Origin of the sequence: Pseudomonas putida (assembly GCF_002741075.1) — a bacterium.
GTDB lineage: Bacteria > Pseudomonadota > Gammaproteobacteria > Pseudomonadales > Pseudomonadaceae > Aquipseudomonas > Aquipseudomonas putida_T.
Window position 1 is genome coordinate 4,089,852 of the sequence record NZ_CP016634.1, and the last position, 25,346, is coordinate 4,115,197.

Annotated in this window: 21 protein-coding genes; 15 read left to right on the plus strand and 6 right to left on the minus strand. The window is 62.7% G+C overall.

The window, feature by feature from the left end; translation table 11 throughout:
* Positions 1-35 precede the first annotated feature (35 nt).
* From IEC33019_RS19125 to IEC33019_RS19165, 9 genes are all read left to right on the plus strand, one after another.
* Positions 36-1,631: an ABC transporter substrate-binding protein gene (locus tag IEC33019_RS19125; protein WP_070093032.1), complete on the plus strand. Its 1,596-nt coding sequence runs from the start codon at positions 36-38 to the stop codon at positions 1,629-1,631.
* 78 nt (positions 1,632-1,709) lie between these two features.
* Entirely contained in the window at positions 1,710-2,720 is a 1,011-nt protein-coding gene (locus IEC33019_RS19130) for an ABC transporter permease subunit (protein WP_070093033.1), read from the plus strand.
* A 10-nt stretch (positions 2,721-2,730) separates the two neighbouring features.
* Positions 2,731-3,657 carry an ABC transporter permease subunit gene (locus IEC33019_RS19135; RefSeq protein ID WP_043208158.1) on the plus strand — a complete coding sequence of 309 codons (927 nt, stop codon included), beginning with the start codon at positions 2,731-2,733 and terminating at the stop codon, positions 3,655-3,657.
* Between the two features lie 10 nt (positions 3,658-3,667).
* Positions 3,668-4,636, plus strand: coding sequence for an ABC transporter ATP-binding protein (locus IEC33019_RS19140; protein WP_070093034.1), 969 nt, complete (start codon positions 3,668-3,670; stop codon positions 4,634-4,636).
* Positions 4,636-5,604, plus strand: coding sequence for a peptide ABC transporter ATP-binding protein (locus IEC33019_RS19145; protein WP_070093035.1), 969 nt, complete (start codon positions 4,636-4,638; stop codon positions 5,602-5,604). Before IEC33019_RS19140 ends, IEC33019_RS19145 begins: the two co-directional genes overlap by 1 nt.
* Positions 5,605-5,955: 351 nt before the next feature.
* Positions 5,956-6,765, plus strand: a complete 810-nt coding sequence (locus IEC33019_RS19150) for an AraC family transcriptional regulator (RefSeq protein WP_070093036.1) — start codon at positions 5,956-5,958, stop codon at positions 6,763-6,765.
* Positions 6,766-6,828: 63 nt separating this feature from the next.
* On the plus strand, positions 6,829-8,235 hold the full coding sequence (locus IEC33019_RS19155) for an NAD(P)/FAD-dependent oxidoreductase (RefSeq protein ID WP_070093037.1): 1,407 nt from the start codon (positions 6,829-6,831) through the stop codon (positions 8,233-8,235).
* 32 nt (positions 8,236-8,267) lie between these two features.
* On the plus strand, positions 8,268-8,609 hold the full coding sequence (locus tag IEC33019_RS19160; RefSeq protein WP_070093038.1) for a cupin domain-containing protein: 342 nt from the start codon (positions 8,268-8,270) through the stop codon (positions 8,607-8,609).
* A 56-nt stretch (positions 8,610-8,665) separates the two neighbouring features.
* Positions 8,666-9,745 (plus strand): polyamine ABC transporter substrate-binding protein, encoded by a 1,080-nt coding sequence (locus tag IEC33019_RS19165; protein WP_099593846.1) that lies wholly within the window; start codon positions 8,666-8,668, stop codon positions 9,743-9,745.
* Between the two features lie 117 nt (positions 9,746-9,862).
* On the opposite strand, the gene IEC33019_RS19175 is transcribed toward IEC33019_RS19165, so the two are convergent.
* Positions 9,863-11,446 carry a peptide chain release factor 3 gene (locus IEC33019_RS19175; RefSeq protein WP_070093040.1) on the minus strand — a complete coding sequence of 528 codons (1,584 nt, stop codon included), beginning with the start codon at positions 11,444-11,446 and terminating at the stop codon, positions 9,863-9,865.
* Between the two features lie 501 nt (positions 11,447-11,947).
* Here IEC33019_RS19175 and IEC33019_RS19180 point away from each other — a divergent pair.
* Genes IEC33019_RS19180 through IEC33019_RS19195 form a run of 4 tightly spaced genes read left to right on the plus strand, consistent with a single transcriptional unit; the run spans position 11,948 to position 15,390 of the window.
* Complete coding sequence (locus tag IEC33019_RS19180) at positions 11,948-12,661, plus strand: ABC transporter permease (protein WP_070093041.1); 714 nt, start codon at positions 11,948-11,950, stop codon at positions 12,659-12,661.
* Between the two features lie 13 nt (positions 12,662-12,674).
* Positions 12,675-13,586 (plus strand): glycine betaine ABC transporter substrate-binding protein, encoded by a 912-nt coding sequence (locus tag IEC33019_RS19185; RefSeq protein ID WP_070093042.1) that lies wholly within the window; start codon positions 12,675-12,677, stop codon positions 13,584-13,586.
* Complete coding sequence (locus IEC33019_RS19190) at positions 13,583-14,236, plus strand: ABC transporter permease (RefSeq protein ID WP_070093043.1); 654 nt, start codon at positions 13,583-13,585, stop codon at positions 14,234-14,236. The genes IEC33019_RS19185 and IEC33019_RS19190 overlap by 4 nt, the downstream gene beginning before the upstream one ends.
* The gene (locus IEC33019_RS19195) at positions 14,233-15,390 is read left to right on the plus strand and encodes an osmoprotectant ABC transporter ATP-binding protein OsmV (protein ID WP_070093044.1); all 1,158 of its coding nucleotides are present in this window, start codon (positions 14,233-14,235) and stop codon (positions 15,388-15,390) included. Before IEC33019_RS19190 ends, IEC33019_RS19195 begins: the two co-directional genes overlap by 4 nt.
* Positions 15,391-15,484: 94 nt before the next feature.
* Here the strand turns inward: IEC33019_RS19195 and IEC33019_RS19200 are convergent, their stop codons facing one another.
* The 3 genes from IEC33019_RS19200 to IEC33019_RS19210 form a co-directional block, all read right to left on the minus strand.
* Positions 15,485-17,911 carry a TonB-dependent siderophore receptor gene (locus IEC33019_RS19200; protein WP_070093045.1) on the minus strand — a complete coding sequence of 809 codons (2,427 nt, stop codon included), beginning with the start codon at positions 17,909-17,911 and terminating at the stop codon, positions 15,485-15,487.
* Between the two features lie 108 nt (positions 17,912-18,019).
* Positions 18,020-18,982, minus strand: coding sequence for a FecR family protein (locus IEC33019_RS19205; protein ID WP_070093046.1), 963 nt, complete (start codon positions 18,980-18,982; stop codon positions 18,020-18,022).
* A gap of 17 nt (positions 18,983-18,999) precedes the next feature.
* Positions 19,000-19,500 carry an RNA polymerase sigma factor gene (locus tag IEC33019_RS19210; protein WP_070093047.1) on the minus strand — a complete coding sequence of 167 codons (501 nt, stop codon included), beginning with the start codon at positions 19,498-19,500 and terminating at the stop codon, positions 19,000-19,002.
* A gap of 593 nt (positions 19,501-20,093) precedes the next feature.
* Here IEC33019_RS19210 and IEC33019_RS19215 point away from each other — a divergent pair.
* A complete protein-coding gene (locus tag IEC33019_RS19215; RefSeq protein ID WP_043208127.1) occupies positions 20,094-21,257 on the plus strand; it encodes a type III PLP-dependent enzyme in 1,164 nt (387 codons plus the stop codon).
* A 99-nt stretch (positions 21,258-21,356) separates the two neighbouring features.
* Here IEC33019_RS19215 and IEC33019_RS19220 read toward each other — a convergent pair whose 3' ends face one another.
* A complete protein-coding gene (locus tag IEC33019_RS19220) occupies positions 21,357-22,106 on the minus strand; it encodes a tetratricopeptide repeat protein (RefSeq protein WP_070093048.1) in 750 nt (249 codons plus the stop codon).
* 3 nt (positions 22,107-22,109) lie between these two features.
* Complete coding sequence (locus tag IEC33019_RS19225) at positions 22,110-22,790, minus strand: Fe2+-dependent dioxygenase (protein WP_070093049.1); 681 nt, start codon at positions 22,788-22,790, stop codon at positions 22,110-22,112.
* A gap of 222 nt (positions 22,791-23,012) precedes the next feature.
* Here IEC33019_RS19225 and IEC33019_RS19230 point away from each other — a divergent pair, with 222 nt between their 5' ends.
* Positions 23,013-25,253, plus strand: a complete 2,241-nt coding sequence (locus tag IEC33019_RS19230; protein ID WP_099593850.1) for a TonB-dependent receptor — start codon at positions 23,013-23,015, stop codon at positions 25,251-25,253.
* Positions 25,254-25,346 lie beyond the last annotated feature (93 nt).

Here is a 25,346-nt window from a genome sequence, read left to right on the forward strand (position 1 = left end):
AAGCGCTACGCTGGAACAATCTGCAGGGAGGTTCCATGACATCGCTACCACTGCGTGCCGCCCTGGCGGCCGTCCTTCTCGGCGCCGCGACCCAGCTCGCGGCCAAGCCGCTGGTGGTGTGCACCGAGGCGAGCCCGGAAGGCTTCGACATCGTCCAGTACACCACCGCGGTCACCGCCGATGCCTCGGCCGAGACCCTTTTCAACCGCCTGGTCGACTTCAAGCCCGGCACCACCGACATCCAGCCGGCGCTGGCCAAAAGCTGGGACATCAGCCCGGATGGGCTGACCTACACCTTCCACCTGCGCGAAGGCGTCAAGTTCCACACCACCCCTTATTTCACCCCCACCCGCGCGTTCAATGCCGATGACGTGCTGTGGAGCCTCAATCGCCAACTGGACCCGAATCATCCCTGGCACGACAAGACCAGCGTCGGCTACCCCTACTTCGAGAGCATGGCCTTCAAGGACTTGCTCAAGTCAGTGGAAAAGACCGACGACCACACCGTCGTGATCACCCTGACCCGTCCGGAAGCGCCCTTCCTGCGCGACATGGCCATGGCCTTCACCTCGATCTACTCGGCCGAGTACGGCGACCAGTTGCTCAAGGCCGGCAAGACCGGCGATCTGAACAGCAAGCCGATCGGCACCGGGCCGTTCATCTTCCAGCGCTATAACAAGGATGCCCAGGTCCGCTACAAGCCCAACCCTGACTACTTCCGTGGCAAGCCACCGGCGGACGCGCTGATCTTCGCCATCGCCACCGACAGCAACGTGCGCCTGCAAAAGCTTCGCGCCAACGAGTGCCAGATTGCCCTGTACCCCAAGCCGGACGATGTGCCGGCGATCAAGGCCGACCCCAAGCTCAAGGTCGCCGAAATCGAGGCGCTGGTCACCGGCTATATCGCCATGAACACACAGCACAAATACCTGAGCGATGTTCGTGTGCGCAAAGCCATCAACATGGCCTTCGACCGCCAGCACCATATCGACCAGTTGTTCGGCAAGGGCAACGCGACCGAGGCGGTCAATCCGTACCCGCATACGATGCTGGGCAACAACGTCATGATCCAGAATCCACCGCGCGACCTCGACAAGGCCCGGGCGCTGTTGAAAGAGGCGGGCGTGCCGGACGGAACCGTGATGACCCTCTTCACTCGCAACGGCGGCGGACCGACCAATCCCAATCCACGGCTTTCCGCCGAGATGCTCCAGGCCGATCTGGCCCAGATCGGCATCAAGCTCGATATCCGTGTCATGGAATGGGCCGAAATGCTGCGCCGTGCCAAGGCCGGTGAAGCCGACATGGTCTCCACCGGGTGGGCCAGCGACAACGGTGACCCAGACAACTTCCTCGGCCCGTTACTCAGTTGCGAGGCCGCGAAGAACGGCGAGAACTATGCCCGCTGGTGCAACCCGAAATTCCAGGAACTGATCACTCGCGCCCGCACCATCAGCAGCGACGATGAGCGCCGGTGGGTCTATGCCGAAGCGATGACGGTGTACGATGAGGACCAACCGTGGATCAACATGGCCCATCCGAAGATGTTCACCGCCATGCGCCAGAACGTGGAGGGCTACGTGATCAACCCACTGACCAACAACAACTTCGCCACCACCAAGGTGAAGTGACACAACAACAACGACCGCCGGCGACCCACACGGGAACCGGCGGCACCGCCTGACCGGCTTAATGAGGTACACCCGACGATGTTGAGTTTTATTGCCCGGCGCCTCGGCTTGCTGATTCCGACCTTCTTCGGCATCACCCTGCTGACCTTCGCGCTCATACGCCTGATCCCCGGCGACCCGGTGGAAGTCATGATGGGCGAACGCAGGGTCGACCCTGAGATGCATGCCCAGGCCATGGAACGTCTGGGCCTGAACAAGCCGCTGCCGGTCCAGTACCTGGATTACATCGGCAAACTGGCCCAGGGCGACCTGGGTGAGTCCCTGCGCACGCGCGAGAGCGTGTGGAACGAGTTCCTCACGCTGTTCCCCGCCACCCTTGAACTGGCCTTCGCCGCCTTGCTGTTCGCTGGCATCGTCGGCCTGCTGGCCGGGGTGATCGCCGCGCTCAAGCGCGGTTCGCTGTTCGATCACGGGGTCATGGGCGTGTCGCTGGCCGGCTACTCCATGCCGATCTTCTGGTGGGGCCTGATCCTGATCATGTTCTTCTCGGTGAGCCTGGGCTGGACCCCGGTTTCCGGGCGCATCGACTTGCTCTATGACATCGAGCTGAAAACCGGCTTCATGTTGATCGACACGTTGCTCAGCGACGAGGAAGGCGCCTTCAAGGACGCCGTCATGCACCTTATCCTGCCGGCCATCGTGCTGGGTACCATCCCCCTGGCGGTGATCGCCCGCATGACCCGCTCCTCCATGCTCGAAGTCCTGCGCGAAGACTACATCCGCACTGCCCGCGCCAAGGGCCTGTCGCCCGCCCGCGTGGTGTTCATCCATGGCCTGCGCAACGCGCTGATTCCGGTGCTGACCGTGTTCGGCCTGCAGGTCGGCACCCTGCTCGCCGGCGCCGTGCTCACCGAAACCATCTTCTCCTGGCCGGGCATCGGCAAATGGCTGATCGAAGCCATCGGCGCCCGTGACTACCCCGTGGTCCAGAACGGCATCCTGCTCATCGCCTGCCTGGTGATCCTGGTCAACTTCGTCGTGGACATCCTCTACGGCCTGGCCAATCCACGCATCCGTCATCAGCGCTGAGGCCCAAGCCATGACAAGCCCTATTCCAAAATCCGTCACGCCGGCCAGCCCAGTGGATCAAAGCCTGCTCTACCCCTCCCCGTACAAGGAGTTCTGGCAGGCCTTCTCGCGCAACAAAGGCGCCGTGGCCGGCCTAGCCTTCATGTGTCTGATCGTGTTCTGCGCGCTGTTCGCCCCCTGGATCGCACCGCACAACCCGAGCGAGCAATACCGCGACTTCCTGCTCACCCCGCCTGTGTGGCTCGAAGGCGGTACCTGGCAGTTCATCCTCGGCACCGACGAACTCGGCCGCGACCTGCTCTCGCGCCTGATCCAGGGCGCGCGGCTGTCGCTGTTGATCGGTCTGTCGTCGGTGGTGATGTCGCTGATTCCAGGCATCCTGCTGGGTCTTCTGGCCGGGTTCTTCCCGCAGATCCTCGGCCCTTCGATCATGCGCCTGATGGACGTGATGCTGGCCCTGCCCTCGCTGCTGCTGGCCGTGGCCATCGTCGCCATCCTCGGCCCTGGCCTGATCAACACCGTGATCGCCATCGCCATCGTCTCGCTGCCTTCCTACGTGCGCCTGACCCGCGCCGCAGTGATGGGCGAGCTGAACCGCGACTACGTCACCGCCGCGCGCCTGGCTGGCGCCGGTCTGCCGCGCCTGATGTTCGTCACCGTGCTGCCCAACTGCATGGCGCCATTGATCGTCCAGGCCACCTTGAGCTTCTCCTCGGCGATCCTCGACGCTGCCGCCCTGGGCTTCCTGGGCCTGGGCGTGCAGCCGCCGACCCCTGAGTGGGGCACCATGCTGGCCTCGGCCCGTGACTACATCGAACGCGCCTGGTGGGTGGTGAGCCTGCCGGGCCTGACGATCCTGCTCAGTGTCTTGGCAATCAACCTGATGGGCGACGGCCTGCGCGATGCGCTGGACCCGAAACTCAAGAACGCCGCCTGAGGAGAACGCCATGTCACTGTTGCAGATCAACAACCTGAACGTGCGCTTCGGCGACGCCAATGCCGTGCCCGTGGTGGACGGCCTGGACCTGGCGGTGCAAGCCGGCGAAATCCTCGCGATCGTCGGCGAGTCCGGCTCCGGCAAGTCAGTCACCATGATGGCCCTGATGGGCCTGATCGACGCCCCCGGGCGCATCACCGCCGACGCGCTCAATTTCGATGGCACCGACATGCTCCGGCTCAGCGGCCGGCAACGGCGCAAGGTGGTGGGCAAGGACATCGCCATGGTCTTCCAGGACCCGATGACCGCACTCAACCCCAGCTACACCGTGGGCTACCAGATCGAGGAAGTCCTGCGCCAACACCTGGGCCTGAAGGGCAAGGCCGCGCGCCAGCGGGCCCTGGAGCTGCTCAAGAAAGTCGAGATCCCGGCCGCCGAAAGCCGCCTGGACGCCTACCCGCATCAGCTCTCCGGCGGCATGAGCCAACGTGTGGCGATCGCCATGGCGATTGCTGGCGAACCCAAGCTGCTGATCGCCGACGAACCGACCACGGCGCTGGACGTGACCATCCAGGCCCAGATCATGGAGTTGCTGGTGAACCTGCAGAAAGAGCGCAACATGGCGCTCATCCTGATCACCCACGACCTGGCCGTGGTCGCCGAGACCGCCAAGCGCGTGTGCGTGATGTATGCCGGCCAGGCCGTGGAAGTAGGCCAGGTGCCGGAGCTGTTCGACGTCCCCGCGCACCCCTACAGCGAAGCCTTGCTGGCGGCCATTCCCGAGCACAGCATCGGTGCCGAGCGCCTGGCTACCCTGCCAGGGATCGTGCCCGGGCGTTACGACCGCCCCAAAGGCTGCCTGCTCTCACCGCGCTGCCCGTACGTACAGGACAACTGCCGCCAGCAGCGTCCACCTCTCGATCCCCAGGCTCATAGCCTGGTGCGTTGCTTCTATCCGCTGAACCAGGAGGTGGCGTGATGACCGTCGTTCTGTCCGCCCGTGAGCTGACCCGCCACTATGAAGTCTCTCGCGGCCTGTTCAAGGGCCATGCGCTGGTGCGCGCCCTCAACGGCGTATCGTTCGAGCTGGAGGCCGGCAAGACCCTCGCCGTGGTCGGCGAGTCCGGCTGCGGCAAGTCCACCCTGGCCCGGGCCCTGACGCTGATCGAGGAACCCTCCTCCGGCTCCCTGCAGATCGCCGGGACCGAGGTCAAAGGCGCCAGCAAGGCCGAGCGCAAGCAACTGCGCCGCGACGTGCAGATGGTCTTCCAGAGCCCTTACGCCTCGCTCAACCCGCGGCAGAAGATCGGCGACCAGCTCGCCGAACCCCTGCTGATCAATACCGCATTGAGCAAGACCGAACGGCGCGAGAAAGTGCAGAAGATGATGGAGCAGGTCGGCCTGCGCCCGGAGCACTACCAGCGTTACCCGCACATGTTCTCCGGCGGTCAGCGCCAGCGCATCGCCCTGGCCCGGGCGATGATGCTGCAACCCAAGGTGTTGGTGGCGGACGAGCCGACATCGGCCCTGGATGTGTCGATCCAGGCACAGGTACTGAACCTGTTCATGGACCTACAGAAGGAGTTCAACACCGCCTACGTGTTCATCTCCCACAACCTCGCGGTGGTGCGCCACGTGGCCGACCAGGTGCTGGTGATGTACCTGGGCCGCCCGGCGGAGATGGGGCCCAAGGAGGACATCTACGAAAAGCCCCTGCACCCCTACACCCAGGCACTGCTGTCGGCGACTCCGGCGATCCACCCCGATCCGCTCAAGCCGAAGATCCGCATTGCCGGTGAGCTGCCCAACCCGCTCAACCCACCAGACGGCTGTGCATTCCACAAGCGCTGCCCGTATGCCACCGAACGTTGTGCCAAGGAAGTACCGGCGTTGAGGCAGGTGAGTACGCGGCAAGTGGCCTGCCACTATGCCGAGCAGTTTCTCTAGATCGGTTTAGACCCTGTTCGCGGGTAAACCCGCCTCAAAAGGATTCCCGCTTCCCCTGTGGGAGCGGGTTACCCGCGAACAGGCCGCACAGTGGCCCTGTGCCTCAATGCATGAAGAACCAGATCAAGATGATCACCGGGATCGGCACCCCAATCATCCAAAGCAGTATCGAGCGCATGGCCTTTCTCCCATTCGTTGGTGAAAAGACAGCTGCAGCGCCCATGCCAGTCTCACTGAAAAATCACCCTCAGTGGAATCAACGGGTTAGCCGACAAGCCGCTTGGCAATACCGTGCAATATGCCGGATCCATGGCCTTGCGCCAGGGTGTTCTGCAATGCACTATCACGCCCATGATCGCCACCACCCTCCCCGACGGCCCAGAGCAAACCCCGCTCACGGCCGACACCGTCCTGCGCTACCACTTATGCTGGAAGCACCGTGACCTCGACGGCGTCATGGCGCTGTACCACCCGGACATCCAGTACCACGACTTCTTCCAGAACCGCGTGCTTGGCCTCGACGAGCTGCGCGACTATGTGCGTGCTTCCCTGCCCCACCAGGCCGGCGAAGACATCGTGCACAGCGACCGCATCCGTGTGGACGGCTGCACGGCGTTCATCCAGTACCAAGTCACGGTCCAGGGCGGTGACGGACTGGTGGCGTTCCAGGCCAGCGAGGCGATCACCGTCAAAGACGGGCTGATCTGGCGCATCAACGAATACGCCACCCTGGTGCGTCGTGACGCCCAGGGCGCCAGCCGTGCCAACCCGCGCCCGGCCACCAGTCGCCTGGGCCTGTCACCCCGCCAGCTCTCCACCATGGCCCAAGACCTGGAGCACTACTTCCAGCGTCAGCGCCCCTATCTGGACCCGGAGCTGGACCTGCAACAGGTCGCTGACCACAGCGGCTACAGCCGCAACCAGATCTCCTACCTGCTCAACCAGGTGCTGGGCCAAAGCTTCTACCGCTACGTCAACCAGGCCCGCCTGCAACACCTGCTGGCCAGCCTCGACGCCCAGGACGCCGCAGCCCCGGTCGATGACCTGGCCTTCGCCGCAGGCTTCAATTCGCTGTCGGCGTTCTACAAGTGTTTCCGCGAACACACCGGCTTGTCGCCCAAGGCCTATGTGAAGCAGATTTCCCTGCGTGCACGCACGTAAGACAACCTTCCCCGCAGGCCACTAGGATCGCCCCAGACCTTTACGGATGTGGAGCGCAACCCGATGCAAGCCTGGCGTACGATCAGCCTGTGGATGGACCAACTCAAGGAGCCACTCTGCGCCCGCCCAGCCCTGGGACAAGACCTGGAAGTAGACGTATGCATCATCGGCGCCGGCTACACGGGCCTATGGACCGCCTACTATCTCAAGCGCCAGGCGCCGCAACTGAACGTCGCGGTGATCGACGCCAACATCGCAGGCTTCGGCGCCTCGGGCCGCAACGGCGGCTGGCTGATGGGCAACCTGCTCGGCGAGGACCGGATGCTCGCCAGCCTCTCGCCGCAGCAGCGCCGCGCCAGCACCGATCTGCTGCATGACATCCCCGACGAGGTCCACAGTGTCCTGCAACGCGAGGGCATCGACTGCGACTACCGTAAAGGCGGCGTGCTCTATTGCGCTGCCCGCTATCCGGAACAGGAACGCAGCCTGCGCGCCTACCTGGACGACCTCTATCGCCAAGGCATGAACGAAGACGACTACCGCTGGCTGGGGCCCGAGCAACTGGATGGCCAACTGCGGGTGAGCAATGCCTACGGCGCGATCTTCAGTCCGCACGTCGCCACCCTCCAGCCGGCCAAGCTCGTCCGTGGACTGGCCCGCGCGGTCGAACGCCTCGGCGTGCCGATCTATGAGAACACCCCGGCCATCGAGTGGCGAACCGGCGAGGTGCGCACGCCCCAGGCCACGATCCGCAGCCAGTGGATCGTGCCAGCCGTGGAAGGCTATGCCGCCAGCCTGCCCCCCCTGGGCCGCCATCAGTTGCCGGTGCAAAGCTTGCTGGTGGCCACCGAGCCGCTGCCGGAATCGACCTGGGCACAGATCGGCCTGAACCACGGTCAGGCTTTCAGCGAAGGCAGCCGCCAGGTCACCTATGGCCAACGCACCGCCGACAATCGCCTGGTGTTCGGTGCCCGCGGCGGCTACCGCTTCGGCGGCCGGCTGCGGGAAGACTTCAGCCTCACCGACAGCGAAATCGCCCTGCGCCGCTACCTGTTCGGCGACCTGTTCCCGCAGCTCAAGGACGTGCGTATCACCCACTCCTGGGGCGGCAACCTGGGCATGGCGCGGCGCTTCCACCCGCACATGCTGTGCGACCGCCAGCGCGGCATTGCGTTGTCGGGTGGCTATGGCGGCGAAGGCGTCGGCGCCACCAACCTGGGCGGACGTACCCTGGCCGCGCTGATTCTCGACCAGCACAACGCCCTCACCGCACAACCCTGGGTGTACGACAACCGCCCGCTGTCGAGCCTGGCCAGCTGGCCGCCCGAGCCCTGCCGCTGGCTGGGCTACAACGCAATCATCCGAAGCTTCGTGCACGAGGACCAGACCCTCGCCCGGCCCGGCAGCGCCCCCTGGCGACGCCGCCTGGCCAGCACGCTTGCCGACTTCATGGAAGGCTTCATGCGCTGATTCCCTTAAACCACTACACAGGATCCACGGTCATGAGCATCACCCAGTTCAAGCACACAGGCAGCGTCCCCCTGGAAAGCTCCACCCCTGTTGCCGTTCCTCTCAGTGAACCGGTCGCGGTCACTTCGGTGACCTGTGTCGAACGCAACGACGGTGTCGAAACCGGCATCTGGGAGTGCACCCCGGGGCGCTGGCGGCGGCAGATCGTACAGCAGGAGTTCTGCCACTTCATCAAGGGCCGCTGCACCTTCACCCCCGACGGTGGCGAGCCCTTGCTCATCGAAGCTGGCGACGCCGTGATGCTGCCGGCCAACAGCACCGGCACCTGGGATATCCAGGAGACAGTGCGCAAGACCTACGTTTTGATTTTTTGATGCACCGATCGCCTGCCGCCCTTCGATAACAACAAGCAAAGAAAGGTATACCGGACATGCGCACCCTCCTGCTCGCCCCCTTGATGCTCGCCACCTGCGTGGCCAACGCCGCCGACTCGGTGAAGATCTACAACTGGTCCAGCTACATCGCCCCCGACACCCTCAAGCAGTTCCAGCACGCCACAGGCATCCAGCCGACCTACGACGTGTTCGACAGCAACGAGACCCTCGACGGCAAGCTGATGACAGGCAATTCCGGCTACGACGTGGTGTTCCCCTCCAACCACTTCATGGCCCGGCAGATCCAGGGCAAAGCCCTCAAGCCGCTGGACAAGAGCCAGTTGCCCAACTGGCATAACCTCAACCCGGTGCTGCTCAAGGCACTGGAGGTGAACGACCCGGGCAATCGCTATGGTTTCCCCTACCTTTGGGGCAGCACTGGCATTGGTTACAACATCGACAAGGTCAAAGCGGTGCTGGGCGACAATGCGCCGGTGGACTCCTGGGACCTGATCTTCAAGCCCGAGAACATTTCCAAACTCAAAAGCTGCGACGTCGCCGTGCTGGACAATGGCCCGGAGCTGCTGCCGATCGCCCTGCACTACCTGGGCCTGCCACACCACAGTCAGAACCCGGCCGACTACGACAAAGCCAAGGCGCTGCTGATGCAGGTGCGCCCGTACATCAGCTACTTCCACTCCTCCAAGTACACCGGCGACCTGGCCAATGGTGACATCTGCGTGGTGGTGGGCTTCTCGGGGGATGTGCTGCAGGCGAAGAATCGCGCCGAAGAGGCGAACAATGGGGTGAAGGTGGGCTACTCGATCCCCAAGGAAGGGGCGCCGCTGTGGTTCGACATGGTCGCCATGCCCGCCGATGCGCCGGACGAGAAAGCAGGCTATGCCTACATGAACTACCTCTTGCAGCCTGAGGTGATGGCCAACATCAGCGACTACGTGCAGTACGCCAATGGCAACCTCAAAGCCGACACGCTGGTGGACCCGAAGCTCAAGGCCAACAGCATGATCTACCCGAGTGACGAGGTGCTGGGCAAGCTGTATGCCCTGGAAGCGATGCCGGCGAAGATCGACCGCATTCGTACACGGATCTGGACCAGCATCAAAGCCGGAAATTAGCTTCGGCCGTAACGCGGTCTCCGTGGGAGCGGGTTCACCCGCGAATGCGCCGGTAGATCCAGCATCGCATTCGCGGGTAAACCCGCTCCCACGGAGGGCAGGTGCACGCTTCCCGAATCAGTGGTGCTCACGCGTCGCGCGGAACTGGATGTCCGGCCAGCGCTCTTCCATCAACGACAGGTTCACCCGGGTCGGCGCCAGGTAGGTCAGGTGACCGCCACCGTCGATGGCCAGGTTCTCCATGGCCTTGTTCTGGAATTCCTCGAGCTTCTTCTTGTCGTCGCAGCTGATCCAGCGTGCCGACCAGACAGTGATGGGCTCGTACGCGCATTCGACCTTGTATTCTTCCTTCAGGCGGCTGGCGACCACATCGAACTGCAGCACACCTACGGCGCCGAGGATGATGTCGTTGCTGCGCTCGGGGAAGAACACCTGGGTCGCGCCCTCTTCGGCCAACTGCTGCAGGCCCTGACGCAGTTGCTTGGACTTGAGCGGGTCCTTCAGGCGCACGCGGCGGAACAGTTCCGGGGCGAAGTGTGGAATGCCCGTGAAGCCCAGCGCCTCGCCTTCGGTGAAGGTGTCGCCGATCTGGATGGTGCCATGGTTGTGCAGGCCGATGATGTCGCCGGCATAGGCTTCTTCGAGCTGTTCCCGCTCGGAGGAGAAGAACGTCAGCGCATCGCCGATGCGCAGGTCCTTGCCCAGGCGCACGTGGCGCATCTTCATGCCTTTTTCGTACTTGCCCGAGCAGATCCGCATGAAGGCGATGCGGTCGCGGTGTTTCGGGTCCATGTTCGCCTGGATCTTGAACACGAAGCCGGTGAACTTCTCTTCCACAGGCTCGACGGTGCGCTCGTGGGCAACGCGGCCCAGTGGGCGCGGTGCCCAATCGACGACCGCATCGAGCACATGGTCGACACCGAAGTTGCCAAGGGCGGTACCGAAGAACACCGGGGTCAGCTGACCGTTGATGAACTCGTCCTGGTTGAACTCATGGCAGGCGCCCTGCACCAGCTCCAACTGCTCGACGAATGAATCGTACTGGTCGCCCAGGTGCGCACGGGCCTCGTCGGAGTCCAGCTTCTGGATGATCTTGGCTTCGGTGCGCTCATGGCCGTGGCCTGGGGTATAGACCACGATGTAGTCGCCGGTCAGGTGGTACACACCCTTGAAATCGCGGTAGCAACCGATCGGCCAGGTGATCGGCGCAGCCTTGATCTTCAGGACCGCCTCGATCTCGTCGAGCAGTTCGATCGGGTCGCGGATGTCGCGGTCGAGTTTGTTGATGAAGCTGACGATCGGCGTGTCGCGCAGGCGGCAGACGTCCATCAGGGCGATGGTCCGCGGCTCTACACCTTTACCACCGTCGAGCACCATCAGCGCCGAGTCCACCGCGGTCAGGGTGCGGTAGGTGTCTTCGGAGAAGTCCTCGTGGCCGGGGGTGTCGAGCAGGTTGATCATGTGCTCGCGGTAGGGGAACTGCATCACCGAGGTGGTGATGGAGATGCCGCGCTGCTTCTCCATTTCCATCCAGTCGGAGGTGGCGTGGCGGTCGGACTTGCGCGACTTCACGGTACCGGCGACGGCAATGGCCTTGCCCATCAGCAGGAGCTTCTCGGTGATGGTGGTCTTACCGGCGTCGGGGTGGGAAATGATGGCGAAAGTGCGGCGCTTCGCGACTTCGGCGGCCTGGTTGGTCATGGGAAATCGCCTGACGTGGGATCAAAAAGGGGCAGTATCATACCCGATGTCGAAGCAAGGACCAAAACCCGCCTGGACCATTGGGCTTATCGGCTCTGAATCTTGCGAAGCGTCGGTGCCTCAGAGACGCCTTCAAGCGTGACCGGTGCATGCCCAGGCACAGTCGTCTTCCGGCAAGCCCTCGAAGAGTAGGTACTTCAACGCCCAGACGTACTATCCACGGTTTTTTATCGCGCGATATTTCCTGCATGCCAGTGATTAACACTGGCCAAACGCCGCTTCAGATGGGAACCTTTAAAGCCATGGAGACGTCCACTCCCCTGCAACCCGCTTCGGTTCAGGGCGGGTTTCATCTGCATTTCGGGCCCGACGGGGTTCGGCTCATGGCGTGACCGCACTGCCTTCGCAGGGCACCACGCTGCTACTCGCGACCACACTGCCTGCTGCCAGGAATGGCGCCCGCCACGGGAGTGTGATCGCCGACTACAAAGGAGTCCGCCTGTGGCTGAACGCTATGGCAAAGGGCTGTTGGGATGGGCCGCCGTGCTCGTCATCCTGGCCCTGCTGGTCCACTGGATCGGCATCGAGACCTTCGCGCGTTATCGCGAAGACCTTTGGTTCTACCTGCAAGCGCACCTGGTACTGGTGCTGGCTTCGATGGCGGCGGCGTTGGCCGTGGGCATCCCCACCGGCATTGCCTTGAGTCGACCGCACAGGGTCGACAAGGCCGAGCGCTTCATGCAGTTGTTCAACGTTGGCAATACCATCCCTCCCCTGGCCGTCCTGGCCATCGCCCTGAGTGTCCTGGGCATCGGTGCAGGCCCTGCGATCTTCGCCCTGTTCCTCGCCTCCCTCCTGCCCATCGTGCGCAACACCTACGAAGGCCTGAAGAACGTCCCCGCCTCGCTCAAGGAAGCCGCCACCGGCATCGGCATGACCGCGCGCCAGCAACTCTGGCAGGTGGAACTGCCCAATGCCGTGCCGATCATCGTCGGCGGTGTGCGCGTGGCCCTGGCGCTGAACGTGGGCACCGCGCCACTGGCGTTTCTGATCGGCGCCAACAGTCTGGGCAGCCTGATCTTCCCCGGCATCGCCCTGAACAACCAGCCGCAACTGCTGCTGGGAGCGGCCTGCACGGCCTTGCTTGCACTGGTGCTCGATGCCGTGGTGAGCCTTTCCAGCAAACGCTGGCTGGAACGCGGCCTGGCTCAATAAAAAGAGAGAACCGATGAACAAGAAAATCGCCTTGCTCTTGGGCGCGGCCATGCTGTTCGCAGGGCTCGCCCATGCAGCGGAAAAACCGCTGATTCGCATCGGTGCGCGCGTCTTCACCGAACAGACCGTGCTCGCCGAAATCACCGCCCAATACTTGCGCGCCAACGGCTACGACGTGCGCGTCACCGAGGGACTGGGCAGCAACATCGCACGCCAGGCCCACGAAACCGGCCAACTTGACCTGATGTGGGAATACACCGGGGTTTCGCTGGTGTCCTACAACCACATCGAAGAGCGCATGCCCAACGCCGAAGCCACCTATGCCAAGGTCAAGGCCCTGGATGCCAGGAAAGGACTGGTCTGGCTGACACCATCGAAGTTCAGCAACACCTATGCCCTGGGCCTACCCCAAACCGTGGCCAAGGCCTACCCGCAGCTCACCACCATCAGCCAGTTGCAGCGGGTGCTGCGCGACGAGCACGAGCGCAACCACCTGGTGGCGCTGGACACTGAGTTCGCCAATCGCCCGGATGGCCTGGTGGGATTGCGCGAGCTGTACGACCTGCCGCTCGACCGGCGCAACATTCGCCAGATGGACAGTGGCCTGGTCTACACCGCCATGCGCAACAACCAGGTCTTCGCCGGCCTGGTGTACACCACCGACGGGCGCCTGAACGCGTTCAACCTCAAGTTGCTCGAAGACGACAAGCACTACTTCCCCGACTACACCGCCGCCCCCGTGGTGCGCCAGCAGACGCTGGACGCCAACCCGAAACTGGCCGCCCAGCTCAAGCCGCTGGCCGAGCTGCTCGACGACCAGACCATGCGCGCGCTCAATGCCAAGGTCGATGTCGAGCACCAGAGCCCAACCACCGTGGCTGCGGCATTCCTGCGTGATCACCCGATCAGTGAGGTACAGCCATGAACCTGCTCGATACGTTCACCCACCTGGACTGGGCCCAGGTCCTGCATCTGACCGGTCAGCACATCACCCTGGTAGGCGTGGCCGTGGGCCTGGCGATCTTGGTCGGCGTACCCTTGGGGATCTTGATGACCCGCTTCCCGACCCTGGCCGGCCCGCTGCAGGCCAGTGCCACGGTGCTGCTGACCGTCCCGTCGATCGCCCTGTTCGGCTTGCTGCTGCCATTCTATTCCAAGTTCGGCCAGGGCCTGGGGCCACTGCCGGCGATCACTGCGGTGTTCCTTTATTCGCTGCTGCCGATCCTGCGTAACACCTACCTGGCACTGACCAATGTCGAGCCCGGCATCCGTGAAGCGGCGCGTGGCATCGGCATGACCTTCGGCCAGCGCCTGCGCATGGTCGAGCTGCCCATCGCCGTGCCGGTGATCCTCGCCGGCGTGCGCACTGCCGTGGTGATGAACATCGGCGTGATGACCATTGCCGCCACCATCGGCGCCGGCGGCCTGGGTGTACTTATCCTCACCTCCATCAGCCGCAGCGACATGTCCATGCTGCTGGTCGGCGCCGTGCTGGTCAGCCTACTGGCGATCGTCGCCGACCTGCTTCTGCAAACCCTGCAACGTGCCCTGACTCCAGAAGGACTGCGCCCATGATCGAACTGAAGAACCTCAGCAAGACCTTCAACGTCAACGGCAAGGACGTCAAAGCCGTCGACGCGGTCAGCCTCACCGTCAACGAAGGCGAAATCTGCGTGTTCCTCGGCCCCTCAGGCTGCGGCAAGAGCACCACCCTGAAAATGATCAACCGCCTGATCACACCGACCAGCGGCCAGGTATTGATCAATGGCGAGGACACCAGTGCCCTGGACGAGGTGACCCTGCGTCGCCACATCGGCTACGTGATCCAGCAGATCGGCCTGTTCCCCAACATGACCATCGAGGAAAACATCACGGTCGTCCCGCGCCTGCTGGGCTGGGACAAGCAGAAATGCCACGAGCGTGCCCGCGAGCTGATGCACATGATCAAGCTCGAGCCCAAGCAGTACCTGCAGCGTTACCCACGTGAACTTTCAGGTGGCCAGCAGCAGCGGATCGGCGTGATCCGCGCCTTGGCCGCGGAGGCACCGGTGCTGCTGATGGATGAACCCTTCGGCGCGGTCGACCCGATCAACCGCGAGATGATCCAGAACGAGTTCTTCGAGATGCAACGGGCGCTGAACAAGACCGTGATCATGGTCAGCCATGACATCGACGAAGCGATCAAGCTGGGCGACAAGATCGCCATCTTCCGCGCCGGCAAGCTGCTGCAGCTCGACCACCCGGACACCTTGCTTGCCCATCCGGTGGATGACTTCGTCAGCAATTTCGTCGGCCAGGACAGCACCCTGAAGCGCCTGCTGCTGGTACGTGCAGAGGATGCCGCAGACAACGCCCCGTCCCTCGCCCCCGAGACGCCTGTGGCCGATGCGCTGGAGCTGATGGACGAACATGACCGCCGCTATGTGGTGGTCACCGATGCGCAGAACCGGGCATTGGGGTATGTGCGCCGACGCGACCTGCATCGTCAGCAGGGGAACTGTGGCGACTTCCTGCACCCATTCAATGCCACCGCGGCCCACGACGAACACCTGCGCATCCTCCTGTCGCGGATGTACGAGTTCAATCGTGCGTGGTTGCCGGTGCTCGATGCCGAGCAGGTGTTCCTGGGCGAGGTAACCCAGGAGTCCATTGCGGCCTACCTGAGCTCTGGGCGTTCGCGTGGTGGCAAGACCAGTATCGTTTCGCCAGCCGAGGCGGTGGTCTCCTAAGGCACGTGTCGACCTCTTCGCGGGTGAACCCGCTCCCAGCAATGGCGTTCTGCCTGTGGGAGCGGGTTGACCCGCGAATCAGGCACCACCGGTGTCAGAACCCTACACTGGCCTGCACATAAAAGGTGCGCGGCTCGCCCACATAGAGGCCGGCATTGTTGTCGCTGGAGCGGGTGTAGTACTGCTTGTCGAAGAGGTTCTTCACCCCCGCCGCCAGCTTCAGGTTCGACAGCTGCGGCCCGAAGTCATACCCGCCACGCACATGCCAGGTCACATAACCCGGAATGTCGCCGAACCGTCCATCGGCACTCGGCTCGGTGATGTAGTCGCCGTTGAACTGCCCCTTGGTGATCCCCGTGCCAGGCGAGCGCTGCTTGGATTGGGCATAGGCATCCAGGTTCCAGGTCCAACGATTGATCGCGTAGCGCAGGCCGGCGGTCGCCACCTGGCGGGAGTAGAACGGCAGGTCGCGGCCCTTGAAGCCCGGGATCTCGCCTTCGTAGGTGGCGCGGGTATAGGTGTAGCCGGCATTGGCCGTCAGGCCTTGCAGACGCTCATCCAGCCCGGACAAGTCATAGCGCACGGCGGCTTCGATGCCCTGGTGTTTGGTCGCCCCCAGGTTGGTCCAGCCCACCTCGTTGCTGATGTATTGCAGCTCATCGTCGAAGTCGATGTAGAACGCGGTCAGCTCGCCTGCGAAATGGCCATCGTCATAACGCGTGCCGACCTCGTAGGTCTTGGCTTTCTCTGGCTCCAGGCCATTGGCGGTACTGTCACCGTTACCACCCTGCCCGAGCTGGAAGTACTGCAGGCTGCCGAACGAGGTCTCGTAGTTGGCGAACAGCTTCCAGGCATCGGACAGGTGATACATCACGCTCAATGCTGGCAGGGGCTCGTTACTGGTGACGCTGCGGTTTTTCTCAGGGACTCGCTGGTAGTCTTCATCCAGGACCGGGCGGTCGCGCCAATCGGTATTGATGTGTTCGAAGCGAATGCCGGGGGTGATGGTCCAGTTGCCGACGTCAATCTTGTCGTCGATGTAGTAGGCACTGGCTTCGGTGCCCCCGCTGCGGTCCTGGATGACATGGCCGTCGGAGCCCGGGACTGGCGTCGGCACGTTGTCGACCAGCGCCAGCTGCGAGGACTGCTCGCGCATGGCTTCCTTCAGGTAGCGGTAGCCGACACTCACTTCCTGGGTAGTAGGGCCGGCGAAGAAGATCCGCGACAGGCGCGGCTCGATGGCGAAGGTGTGATAGTTGCGCGGGTACGACGACAGGGTCTGCAGGGTGCGGTCGGCGATGGAGCTGCCGCGGAAGCTGTCGGTGTAGTAGGTCAGCACCTCGAACTGGGTGGCATCGTCGAGCTGGCGCTGCCACTTGAACGACACGTCCTTGCGACGACCTGCGAAGTAGTCGTAGTCGCGTACCGACTGGAAGGGGTCATGGTCGAACTGCGCCTGGGTCAGGCCACCGGGCATGTCGGCGCGACCATCGTAGTAGTGGAAGTTGAGCCAGAACTCGTCGCTGTCGGTAGGCGCCCAGTGGGTCTTGAGGATGACGTCGTCGATGTCGTTGCCATTGTTGCTGCTGCGATAGCCATTGCCGTTCACGCCGGTATAGAGCAATGCCACGCCCATGCCGTTGTCGGCGGTGCCGCCGACGAATGCCGACTCGGTGTGTTTCCAGCCGCCATGGCGAGAGGTTTCCAGCGTGGTGGACAACTCGCCGGAGGCTTTCTCCGGAATAGCACGGGTGACGAAGTTGATCACCCCGCCGACGTTTTGCGGGCCATAGCGCACGGAGCCGGCGCCGCGGACCACGTCGATGCTGTCGAGGTTGCCGGAAGAGATAGGCGCCATGGAAAGCTGGGGCTGGCCATAGGGCGCGAAGGCGGCGGGAATGCCGTCGATCAACACGGTCGAGCGCGGCGACAGGCGCGATGTCAGGCCGCGCACGCCCACATTGAGCGACAGGTCGCTGCCGCCGGTGCCGTTGGAATCCTGAACCTGCACACCGGGGATGCCACGCAGCACGTCCCGCACGTTCATCGCGCCCTTTTCCACCATGGCTTCGCGGCGTACCACCGTGCGCGCGCCAGGATGATTCTGCACCACGCTCTGTTGCGCATCGCCCAGCCAGTCGCCGACCACTTTGACATCGGTAGGCGCCAGCTCAAGGCTGCCGGAGGTCAGCGTGCCAGCGTTCTCGACCGGTTTGACCACCACCGTGCCCTGGGACATTTCGTAGGTCAGCCCACTGCCCTGCAGCAACTGTTGCAGGGCCTGCTCCGGCGCGAGCGTGCCCGACACCGCCGGGGCCTGTTTGCCCGCCACCCGTTCAGGGCTGAAGAACAATTGCAGGTTGGTCTGTTGCCCCAACTGGTTCAAGGCCGAAGCCAGGGGCTGAGCCTGGATCTGGATCGTGGCCTGCGTTTGTTCGGCGTAGGCATTGGCCGTGGCGGCGCTGATCGCCAGGGCCAGCGCGAGGGAAGGCAAACGCAGGAAGGGCTTGTTGTTGTTCACGTCGTCGAAGAATCCTGAAAGTCGGGATGAACGCCAACCACACGCAAATGGAAATGCTTGGCAATTGCAGCTGGCGAGGAAGACGAACGAGTGAAAAAAAACCTGAATCTATTTCGCGATAATTTCGCTGGAGCCGTCGCCGTGGGTCTTGATGGCGACCGGCAGGAGGCTCGGCAGGGCACGCAACAGCGCGTCGGTGTCGTCGACATTGAAGGTGCTGGACAGGCGCAGGCCCGCGACGTTGCCAGGGGCGACGCGCAAGGGGTGGGTACGGTAGCGGGACACTTCGGCCACCACCTCGGCCAAGGTGGCGTTGTCGAACACCAGCTTGCCCTGACGCCAGGCCGTCATGACAGCCGCATTCACAGGGTAAGGCGCCGCGACCTGGCCTTGCGGATCGATATGCGCACCGAGGCCTGCGGTGAGCTGCGCCGAGGGCCCCGCAGCCCCCTCCACCTTCACGGAGCCCTGTTCCACGGCCACCCGGGTGTGCCCAGGATCCAGGCGCACATCGAACCGGGTTCCGGTCACGATGACACGCCCCTGGGCGGTGTCGACCACGAACGGCCGTGCACTGTCGTGGGCGACGCTGAACATCACTTCGCCCGCCTCGAGCACGACCTGCCGTTGCCCGGCGCTGAACCTCACGCTCAGGCGTGTCGCGCCATTGAGCTGCAGTTGCGAGCCGTCCGGCAGCTCGATGTCACGACGTTCGCCCAGGGCGGTCTGCAGGTCTTCGCGATGGTTTTCGCGCGTGTATTGCCAGCCGCGCCAGCCCAGCCCAAGGGCGGCGACGCCCACGCCCGCCGCCAGGGCCTGCTGCAGGAAGCGTCGACGGGGCAGTTGCCGCACAGGCTCAGGTACGCACAACGCCTCCAGGCGTTGGGATGGGATGTGATCGGCGGCCCGCCACAACCGCTCGAGCAGGTCGTACTCCTCACGATGGCGGGAATCGGCCTGCAGCCACTGATGCAAGCGCGCCTGCAGCCCCGCATCATCCGGCGCATCCTGGATACGCGCGAACCATTCGGCCGCCTGCTCGCGCACGTCTTCGGCACCGGGCTGTTTCATGCAAAGGGTCTCCTGACTCATCGGGTGGACACATCCAGGTGCTCACGCAGATGCCGGAGCGTGCGGATCATATACTTTTCGACCATGTTCTTGCTCAGCCCCATGCGCGCGGCGATCTCCGCCTGGGTCAGCCCTTCGAGCTTCTGCCAGACGAACACCTGCCGGCAATTGATCGGCAGCTCGGCCAGGGCGCGCTCGACCCTGTCGGCCAGTTCCAGGGCGTGCACATAGGCTTCCGGATCACCATTGCCTGCGGCGCCATCGTCGAGCATTTCCTCTTCCACGGCCTGGCGCCGGTCCTCCCGGCGGTATCCGTCCACGGCAATGTTGCGGGCGGTCTGGTGCAGGTAGGCACGCGGCTGCTCAATGACCTGGCATGGGTTTTCCAGCACGCGCACGAAAGCGTCATGGGCGAGGTCCTCGGCCTGTGGACGGTTGCGCAGCTTGCGCGTCCAGGTGCCGATCAGCTCGTGATAGTGATCGAGGAAGCCTTTGTGTCCTGACATGGTCGCGGCCATCTAGAGGAGCGATACGAGGTCGCGAATAGTAATGCTTCTCATAAACGGCGGCAAATCGCGATGAGCCGAGCGACCTAGGGCTTGGTAACAAAAAATTTATCGGTATTTCGGTCGATCTGGAACGTCGCGCAGGTGGCCATAAATATGAACACTTTGGCGCCGCTGATCTGTTGAACCCCGTCGCTCACCCAGCGCCTGGCGAACACCACGGCGTCGTTTTCGGGGGCTCGCCCGTGAAGGGGGCGATGGGGTCCATTCCACAATTTTTTACGCTTGGGAACATCAGCCGTTCACACAGGTCGGTTATTCCAGTGGCAGGTGGCCAAATCGCGACGAACGTGCCGGGATTGCCTGTTGATTCTGCATTCCTCACGCCCTAAAGTGCGCGCCGAACGTCCATGCTGGAAACGATCCATCCGGCTCAAGTACTGACGACGAGACAGCAAGGTCACCCGCCGCTCCGCTTCACGGGCACGGTTGACCTTTTTGCTTTCGGCGACATGCCTTGGGAAGTAGGCGAACCAAAGTGGGGATACGGAGGACGTTCAGTTTGCGCCACTTAATTTTTCTGTTTGCCCATGGAGTCCCTCAGCATGTCGATTCAGGTCGAAGACTATTTCGCGCGTGACACCTTCCAGAAGATGAAGGCGTTCGCCGACAAGCAGGAAACCCCGTTCGTACTCATCGACACCCAGATGATCAGCCAGGCCTATGACGACCTGCGCGCAGGTTTCGAATTCGCCAAGGTCTACTATGCCGTCAAGGCCAACCCGGCGGTCGAGATCATCGACCTGCTCAAGGAAAAAGGCTCGAGCTTCGACATCGCCTCGATCTACGAGCTGGATAAAGTGCTGGGCCGTGGCGTCACCGCCGACCGCATCAGCTACGGCAACACCATCAAGAAATCCAAGGACATCCGCTACTTCTACGAGAAGGGTGTACGTCTGTATGCCACCGACTCCGAAGCGGACCTGCGCAACATCGCCAAGGCCGCACCGGGCTCGAAAGTCTATGTGCGCATCCTCACCGAAGGCTCCACCACCGCCGACTGGCCGCTGTCGCGCAAGTTCGGCTGCCAGACCGACATGGCCATGGACCTGCTGATCCTGGCCCGCGACCTGGGGCTGGTGCCGTACGGCATTTCCTTCCACGTAGGCTCCCAGCAACGCGACATCAGCGTCTGGGACGCGGCCATCGCCAAGGTCAAGGTGATCTTCGAGCGCCTGAAGGAAGAAGACGGCATCGAACTCAAGCTGATCAACATGGGCGGCGGCTTCCCGGCCAACTACATCACCCGTACCAACAGCCTCGAGACCTACGCCGAGGAAATCATCCGCTTCCTCAAGGAAGACTTCGGTGACGACCTGCCGGAAATCATCCTCGAGCCAGGCCGTTCTCTGATCGCCAACGCCGGCATCCTGGTCAGCGAAGTGGTGCTGGTGGCGCGCAAATCGCGCACTGCCGTCGAGCGCTGGATCTATACCGACGTGGGCAAGTTCTCCGGCCTGATCGAAACCATGGACGAGTCGATCAAGTTCCCGATCTGGACCGAGAAGAAAGGCGAGACCGAAGAAGTGGTCATCGCCGGTCCTACCTGCGACAGCGCCGACATCATGTACGAGCACTACAAGTACGGCCTGCCGCTGAACCTGGCCATCGGTGACCGCCTCTACTGGCTGTCCACCGGCGCCTACACCACCAGCTATAGCGCGGTTGAGTTCAATGGTTTCCCGCCGTTGAAGGCGTACTACCTGTAATGCACGACGGGGCCGCAAGGCCCCGTTTTCATGTGTGCGTCATCAAGAGGCCTAGAGAAACCTGCGGGTTTACCCGCGAAAGAGCCGGCACAGACGCCCTCATTGCCGGCGTTTTTGCAGTTCTTCGGCATACCGAGCGGCAAACGCCATCAGCCTCGGCCCGGCCTGCTGCAAGGTCACCAAGGCACTGTTCAGAAAATTCAGGTTTCCCTCGATCCGCGCCCGCTCCAGCCAAGGCTGCGCCTCGACCAATTGCCCGCGTTCGACCAGCACCATCGCCAGGCTGAACATGCCGCGAAAATCCCCCGCCTCGGCCGAACGGCGATACCAACGCACCGCGCGCGCCGGACTGGCCGCGATGGCGATCCCCTGCTCCAGGTAACGGCCATACAGGTTCATCGACTTGGCGTGCCCCAGGTGCGCGGCTTTTTCGTAGCAGTTCAACGCGCGAGCCTGGTCGACGGCGACACCTCGCCCGGTGGCCAGCAGGTTGGCGTAGTTGTACAGCCCCCAATCCAGCCCGGCGTCGGCAGCCTGGCGATAGTGCGCAGCGGCCATGACCAGGTTGGGCTCCCCGCCCCAGCCATGCTCCAGGCAGCGCCCCAGCATGTTGTGGCCCATGGCGCTGCCGCCTTGGGCCGCAATACCAAACCACTGCCGCGCCAGCACCCGATCCTGCTCGATACCGCGTCCATCCAGCAGAATCTGCCCGAGCAGCAATTGCGCCTCGACCGCCCCCCTTCCTGCCGCGGCAAGGATGGCTTGGGCCGCCGTGCCGGGGCTCTGTTCGAGCATGGCCTGCAGCCCTGCGATATCGACGACTTCCTCACGACGCAACTGATACGACACAGCTCAGACCTCGGCCCAGCGGCGCAGCAAGTTGTGATAGGTGCCCGTCAGTTGCAGCAACGACGGGTGGTCCGGCACATCGGCGGTCAGTTGCCGGATGGCGTTATCCATGTCGAACAACAGGGCGCGCTGGCTGTCCTCGCGGACCAGGCTTTGGGTCCAGAAGAACGCCGCATAACGCGCGCCCCGGGTGACCGGATTGACTTTGTGCAGGCTGGTACCGGGATACAGCACCATGTCGCCTGCCGCCAGCTTGACCTGCTGAACACCATAGGTGTCCTGGATCACCAGCTCGCCACCGTCGTAGCTGTCCGGGTCGCTCAAGAACAATGTGGATGAGACATCCGTGCGTACCCGCTCGGGGCTGCCCTTGGGCTGGCGCAGCGCATTGTCGATATGGAAGTCGAAATTGCCACCTTCGCGATAGCAGTTAACCAGCGGCGGGAAGACCTTGTGCGGCAATGCCGCAGACATGAACAGCGGATTGCGCCACAGGCGATCGATGAGGGCGCTGCCGATCTCCTTGGCCAGCGCGTGCCCTTCGGGCAACTGCAGGTTGTGCTTGGCCTTGGCCGACTGATAACCCGCAGTGACCTTGCCATCGGCCCAGTCCGCCTGCTCCAGCGCCTCGCGGATGCGGGAGAGCTCGTCGGCGTCGAACAAGCCGGGAATGTGAAGCAGCATGACGGCGGCACCTTGGTAGGTAGGAAAGCCGCCAATGATATTGATTCCCTTTTACACCGCACAAGCCCCACACGCCGCTTAAGACGTTTCAGCACAGGAAAACCGTAAAGAGAAATTGTAAAGATTGTAAGTTTCTTGCGACTGTTAACGATTCTCAATTGAGACTCGCAATTGCTTGCATTAAGATCCGCCGACTTCAAACCTTGGGGAAGGTTCATCGAAATGCGTCACGTGCCATCTGCTGTGAGTTCACCACGTCTGCTCGTCTCCGCCATCGGCGTTGCCATTACTGCTTCCTCCGCCGCCCAGCTTGCCCTAGCGGCGGAACAGCCAACCGATGGCGTCGTCTCGCTGGATGCCACCAGTGTCAACGCGGCACAGGACACCACCAGCTACAAGACCGACACGGCAACCTCGAAGAAGTACACGGCGCCGCTGCGCGGAACACCCAAGAGTGTCACCGTCATTCCACAGCAGGTCATTCGTGATACGGGTGCTACCAGTCTCGTAGACGCATTGCGTACGACCCCTGGCATCACCTTCGGTGCTGGCGAAGGCGGCAACCCGGCAGGCGACCGTCCGATCATTCGCGGTTTCAATGCAGAAAGCGATGTATTCGTCGATGGCATGCGCGACGTGGCTTCGCAGAGCCGTGAAATCTTCAACGTCGAATCGATCGAGGTCAGCAAAGGCCCTGGCTCGGCCTTCACCGGCGCAGGCTCCACTGGTGGCAGCCTGAACCTGGTGACCAAAACCGCCAAGCTCGGTGATGCCTACAACGGTGGCTTTACCTGGGGCTCTGATCAGACCAAGCGGACCACGTTGGACCTGAACAAGCAACTGACCGACACTTCGGCGTTTCGCCTGAACCTGATGAAACACGAAGCCAACGTCGCCGGCCGAGATGATGTGGATGTCAGCCGTTGGGGTGTCGCCCCCTCGTTCGCTTTCGGCCTCGGTACCGATACTCGCGTGACTGTCGGCTACTACCACCTCAAGACCGACGACATGCCGGACTACGGCATTCCGCTCACGCGTAGCGCCAATCGCAGCAAATACAACGTCGACAAACCCGCGCATGTGGATCGCGACAACTTCTACGGCCTGAACGATCGCGACTATCGCAAGACCACCAACGACAGCGGCACGCTCAAGATCGAGCACGACTTCAACGAAAACCTGACGCTGTCCAACAGTTTCCGCATGTCGCGTTCAACTCTGGACTACATCGTCACAAACCCTGACGACAGCAAGGGCAACGTGGCCGATGGCACGGTCTACCGTGCGACCAAAAACCGGAACTCAACCTCCAAAGGTTGGGTCAACCAGACCGACTTGAGCGCGAAGTTCAATACAGGTTCCATTGAGCACAGCCTCGTCACGGGTCTGGAGTTCACCTACAGCGATACGCACAACCGTGGTTACGACATCAAATCCGCGGCGGGCAATGGCACCAAGTGCACTCCTGCTTTGCTGGCATCTGGCGACTGCACCAGTCTGCATGATCCGTCTCCGGATGACGCATGGTCCGGTACCATCACCGACAGCAAGGCGTTCACCGACACCGACACCAAGACCAGCGCTATCTATGTCTTCGACACGTTGAAGTTCAATGAACAATGGTCGCTGAACATGGGGCTGCGCTACGACGACTACCAGACCAAGTCCAGTGGTTACGCCAATGCAGGTCGCAATGGCCCGGCCGGCAGCTTCTCGCGCGAGAACAATACCCATCTGTGGAACTACCAAATGGGTGTGGTCTACAACCCTCTGCCCAATGGCAGCATCTATGCCGCGTGGTCAACCTCGAGCAACCCTTCGGGTGAAACCAGCGGAAACGGTGGCCTGGATCTGTCAAGAAACAATAGCGACCTTGATCCAGAACGTAACCGCAACTACGAGATCGGCACGAAGTGGGACTTCTTCGATGACAACCTCTCGCTGACTGCTGCGCTGTTCCGCACCGACAAGACCAATGCACGGGTAACGGACCCTGATAATGCCAGCTACCAGGTACTGGACGGTGAACAGCGCGTCCAAGGCCTCGAGCTCACATATGCGGGCAACCTCACCCAGAAATGGAAGGTCTATGGCGGCTACACCTACATGGAAAGCGAGATCGTGAAGACCACGACCCCGGCGAACAAGGGCAATCATATGCCGAACACGCCGCGTAACAGCTTCACGTTCTGGTCGACCTACGACATCGTTCCACAACTGACCGTTGGCGCAGGCGCTACCTTCATGGATTCGCGCTTTGGCGATGAAGCCAACTCGGTCGAGGTACCGTCGTACTGGCGTTACGATGCAATGGCGACCTATCGCCTGACCAAGAACGTCGATCTGCAACTCAACGTGCAGAACCTGACCGACAAGCGCTATTTCGACCAGGTGTTCGCTCCACACTATGCGCACGTCGCTCCAGGGCGTACTGCACTGATGAGCGCGAACTTCCACTTCTAATCAAATCGCGCCCCAAAGCCCCGCTCACCTTTCCGGTGACCGGGGCTTTCGCGTACCAAGGCATAATGCGCGCCGCGCCCCGCCCGGCGCCCA

Bases quoted from the DNA above. Each gene is read 5' to 3' on its own strand.
- IEC33019_RS19125 (WP_070093032.1), top strand. From the start codon at position 36: ATGACATCGCTACCACTGCGTGCCGCCCTGGCGGCCGTCCTTCTCGGC.
- IEC33019_RS19130 (WP_070093033.1), top strand. From the start codon at position 1,710: ATGTTGAGTTTTATTGCCCGGCGCCTCGGCTTGCTGATTCCGACCTTC.
- IEC33019_RS19135 (WP_043208158.1), top strand. From the start codon at position 2,731: ATGACAAGCCCTATTCCAAAATCCGTCACGCCGGCCAGCCCAGTGGAT.
- IEC33019_RS19140 (WP_070093034.1), top strand. From the start codon at position 3,668: ATGTCACTGTTGCAGATCAACAACCTGAACGTGCGCTTCGGCGACGCC.
- IEC33019_RS19145 (WP_070093035.1), top strand. From the start codon at position 4,636: ATGACCGTCGTTCTGTCCGCCCGTGAGCTGACCCGCCACTATGAAGTC.
- IEC33019_RS19150 (WP_070093036.1), top strand. From the start codon at position 5,956: ATGATCGCCACCACCCTCCCCGACGGCCCAGAGCAAACCCCGCTCACG.
- IEC33019_RS19155 (WP_070093037.1), top strand. From the start codon at position 6,829: ATGCAAGCCTGGCGTACGATCAGCCTGTGGATGGACCAACTCAAGGAG.
- IEC33019_RS19160 (WP_070093038.1), top strand. From the start codon at position 8,268: ATGAGCATCACCCAGTTCAAGCACACAGGCAGCGTCCCCCTGGAAAGC.
- IEC33019_RS19165 (WP_099593846.1), top strand. From the start codon at position 8,666: ATGCGCACCCTCCTGCTCGCCCCCTTGATGCTCGCCACCTGCGTGGCC.
- IEC33019_RS19175 (WP_070093040.1), bottom strand. From the start codon at position 11,446: ATGACCAACCAGGCCGCCGAAGTCGCGAAGCGCCGCACTTTCGCCATC.
- IEC33019_RS19185 (WP_070093042.1), top strand. From the start codon at position 12,675: ATGAACAAGAAAATCGCCTTGCTCTTGGGCGCGGCCATGCTGTTCGCA.
- IEC33019_RS19190 (WP_070093043.1), top strand. From the start codon at position 13,583: ATGAACCTGCTCGATACGTTCACCCACCTGGACTGGGCCCAGGTCCTG.
- IEC33019_RS19195 (WP_070093044.1), top strand. From the start codon at position 14,233: ATGATCGAACTGAAGAACCTCAGCAAGACCTTCAACGTCAACGGCAAG.
- IEC33019_RS19205 (WP_070093046.1), bottom strand. From the start codon at position 18,982: ATGAAACAGCCCGGTGCCGAAGACGTGCGCGAGCAGGCGGCCGAATGG.
- IEC33019_RS19210 (WP_070093047.1), bottom strand. From the start codon at position 19,500: ATGGCCGCGACCATGTCAGGACACAAAGGCTTCCTCGATCACTATCAC.
- IEC33019_RS19215 (WP_043208127.1), top strand. From the start codon at position 20,094: ATGTCGATTCAGGTCGAAGACTATTTCGCGCGTGACACCTTCCAGAAG.
- IEC33019_RS19225 (WP_070093049.1), bottom strand. From the start codon at position 22,790: ATGCTGCTTCACATTCCCGGCTTGTTCGACGCCGACGAGCTCTCCCGC.
- IEC33019_RS19230 (WP_099593850.1), top strand. From the start codon at position 23,013: ATGCGTCACGTGCCATCTGCTGTGAGTTCACCACGTCTGCTCGTCTCC.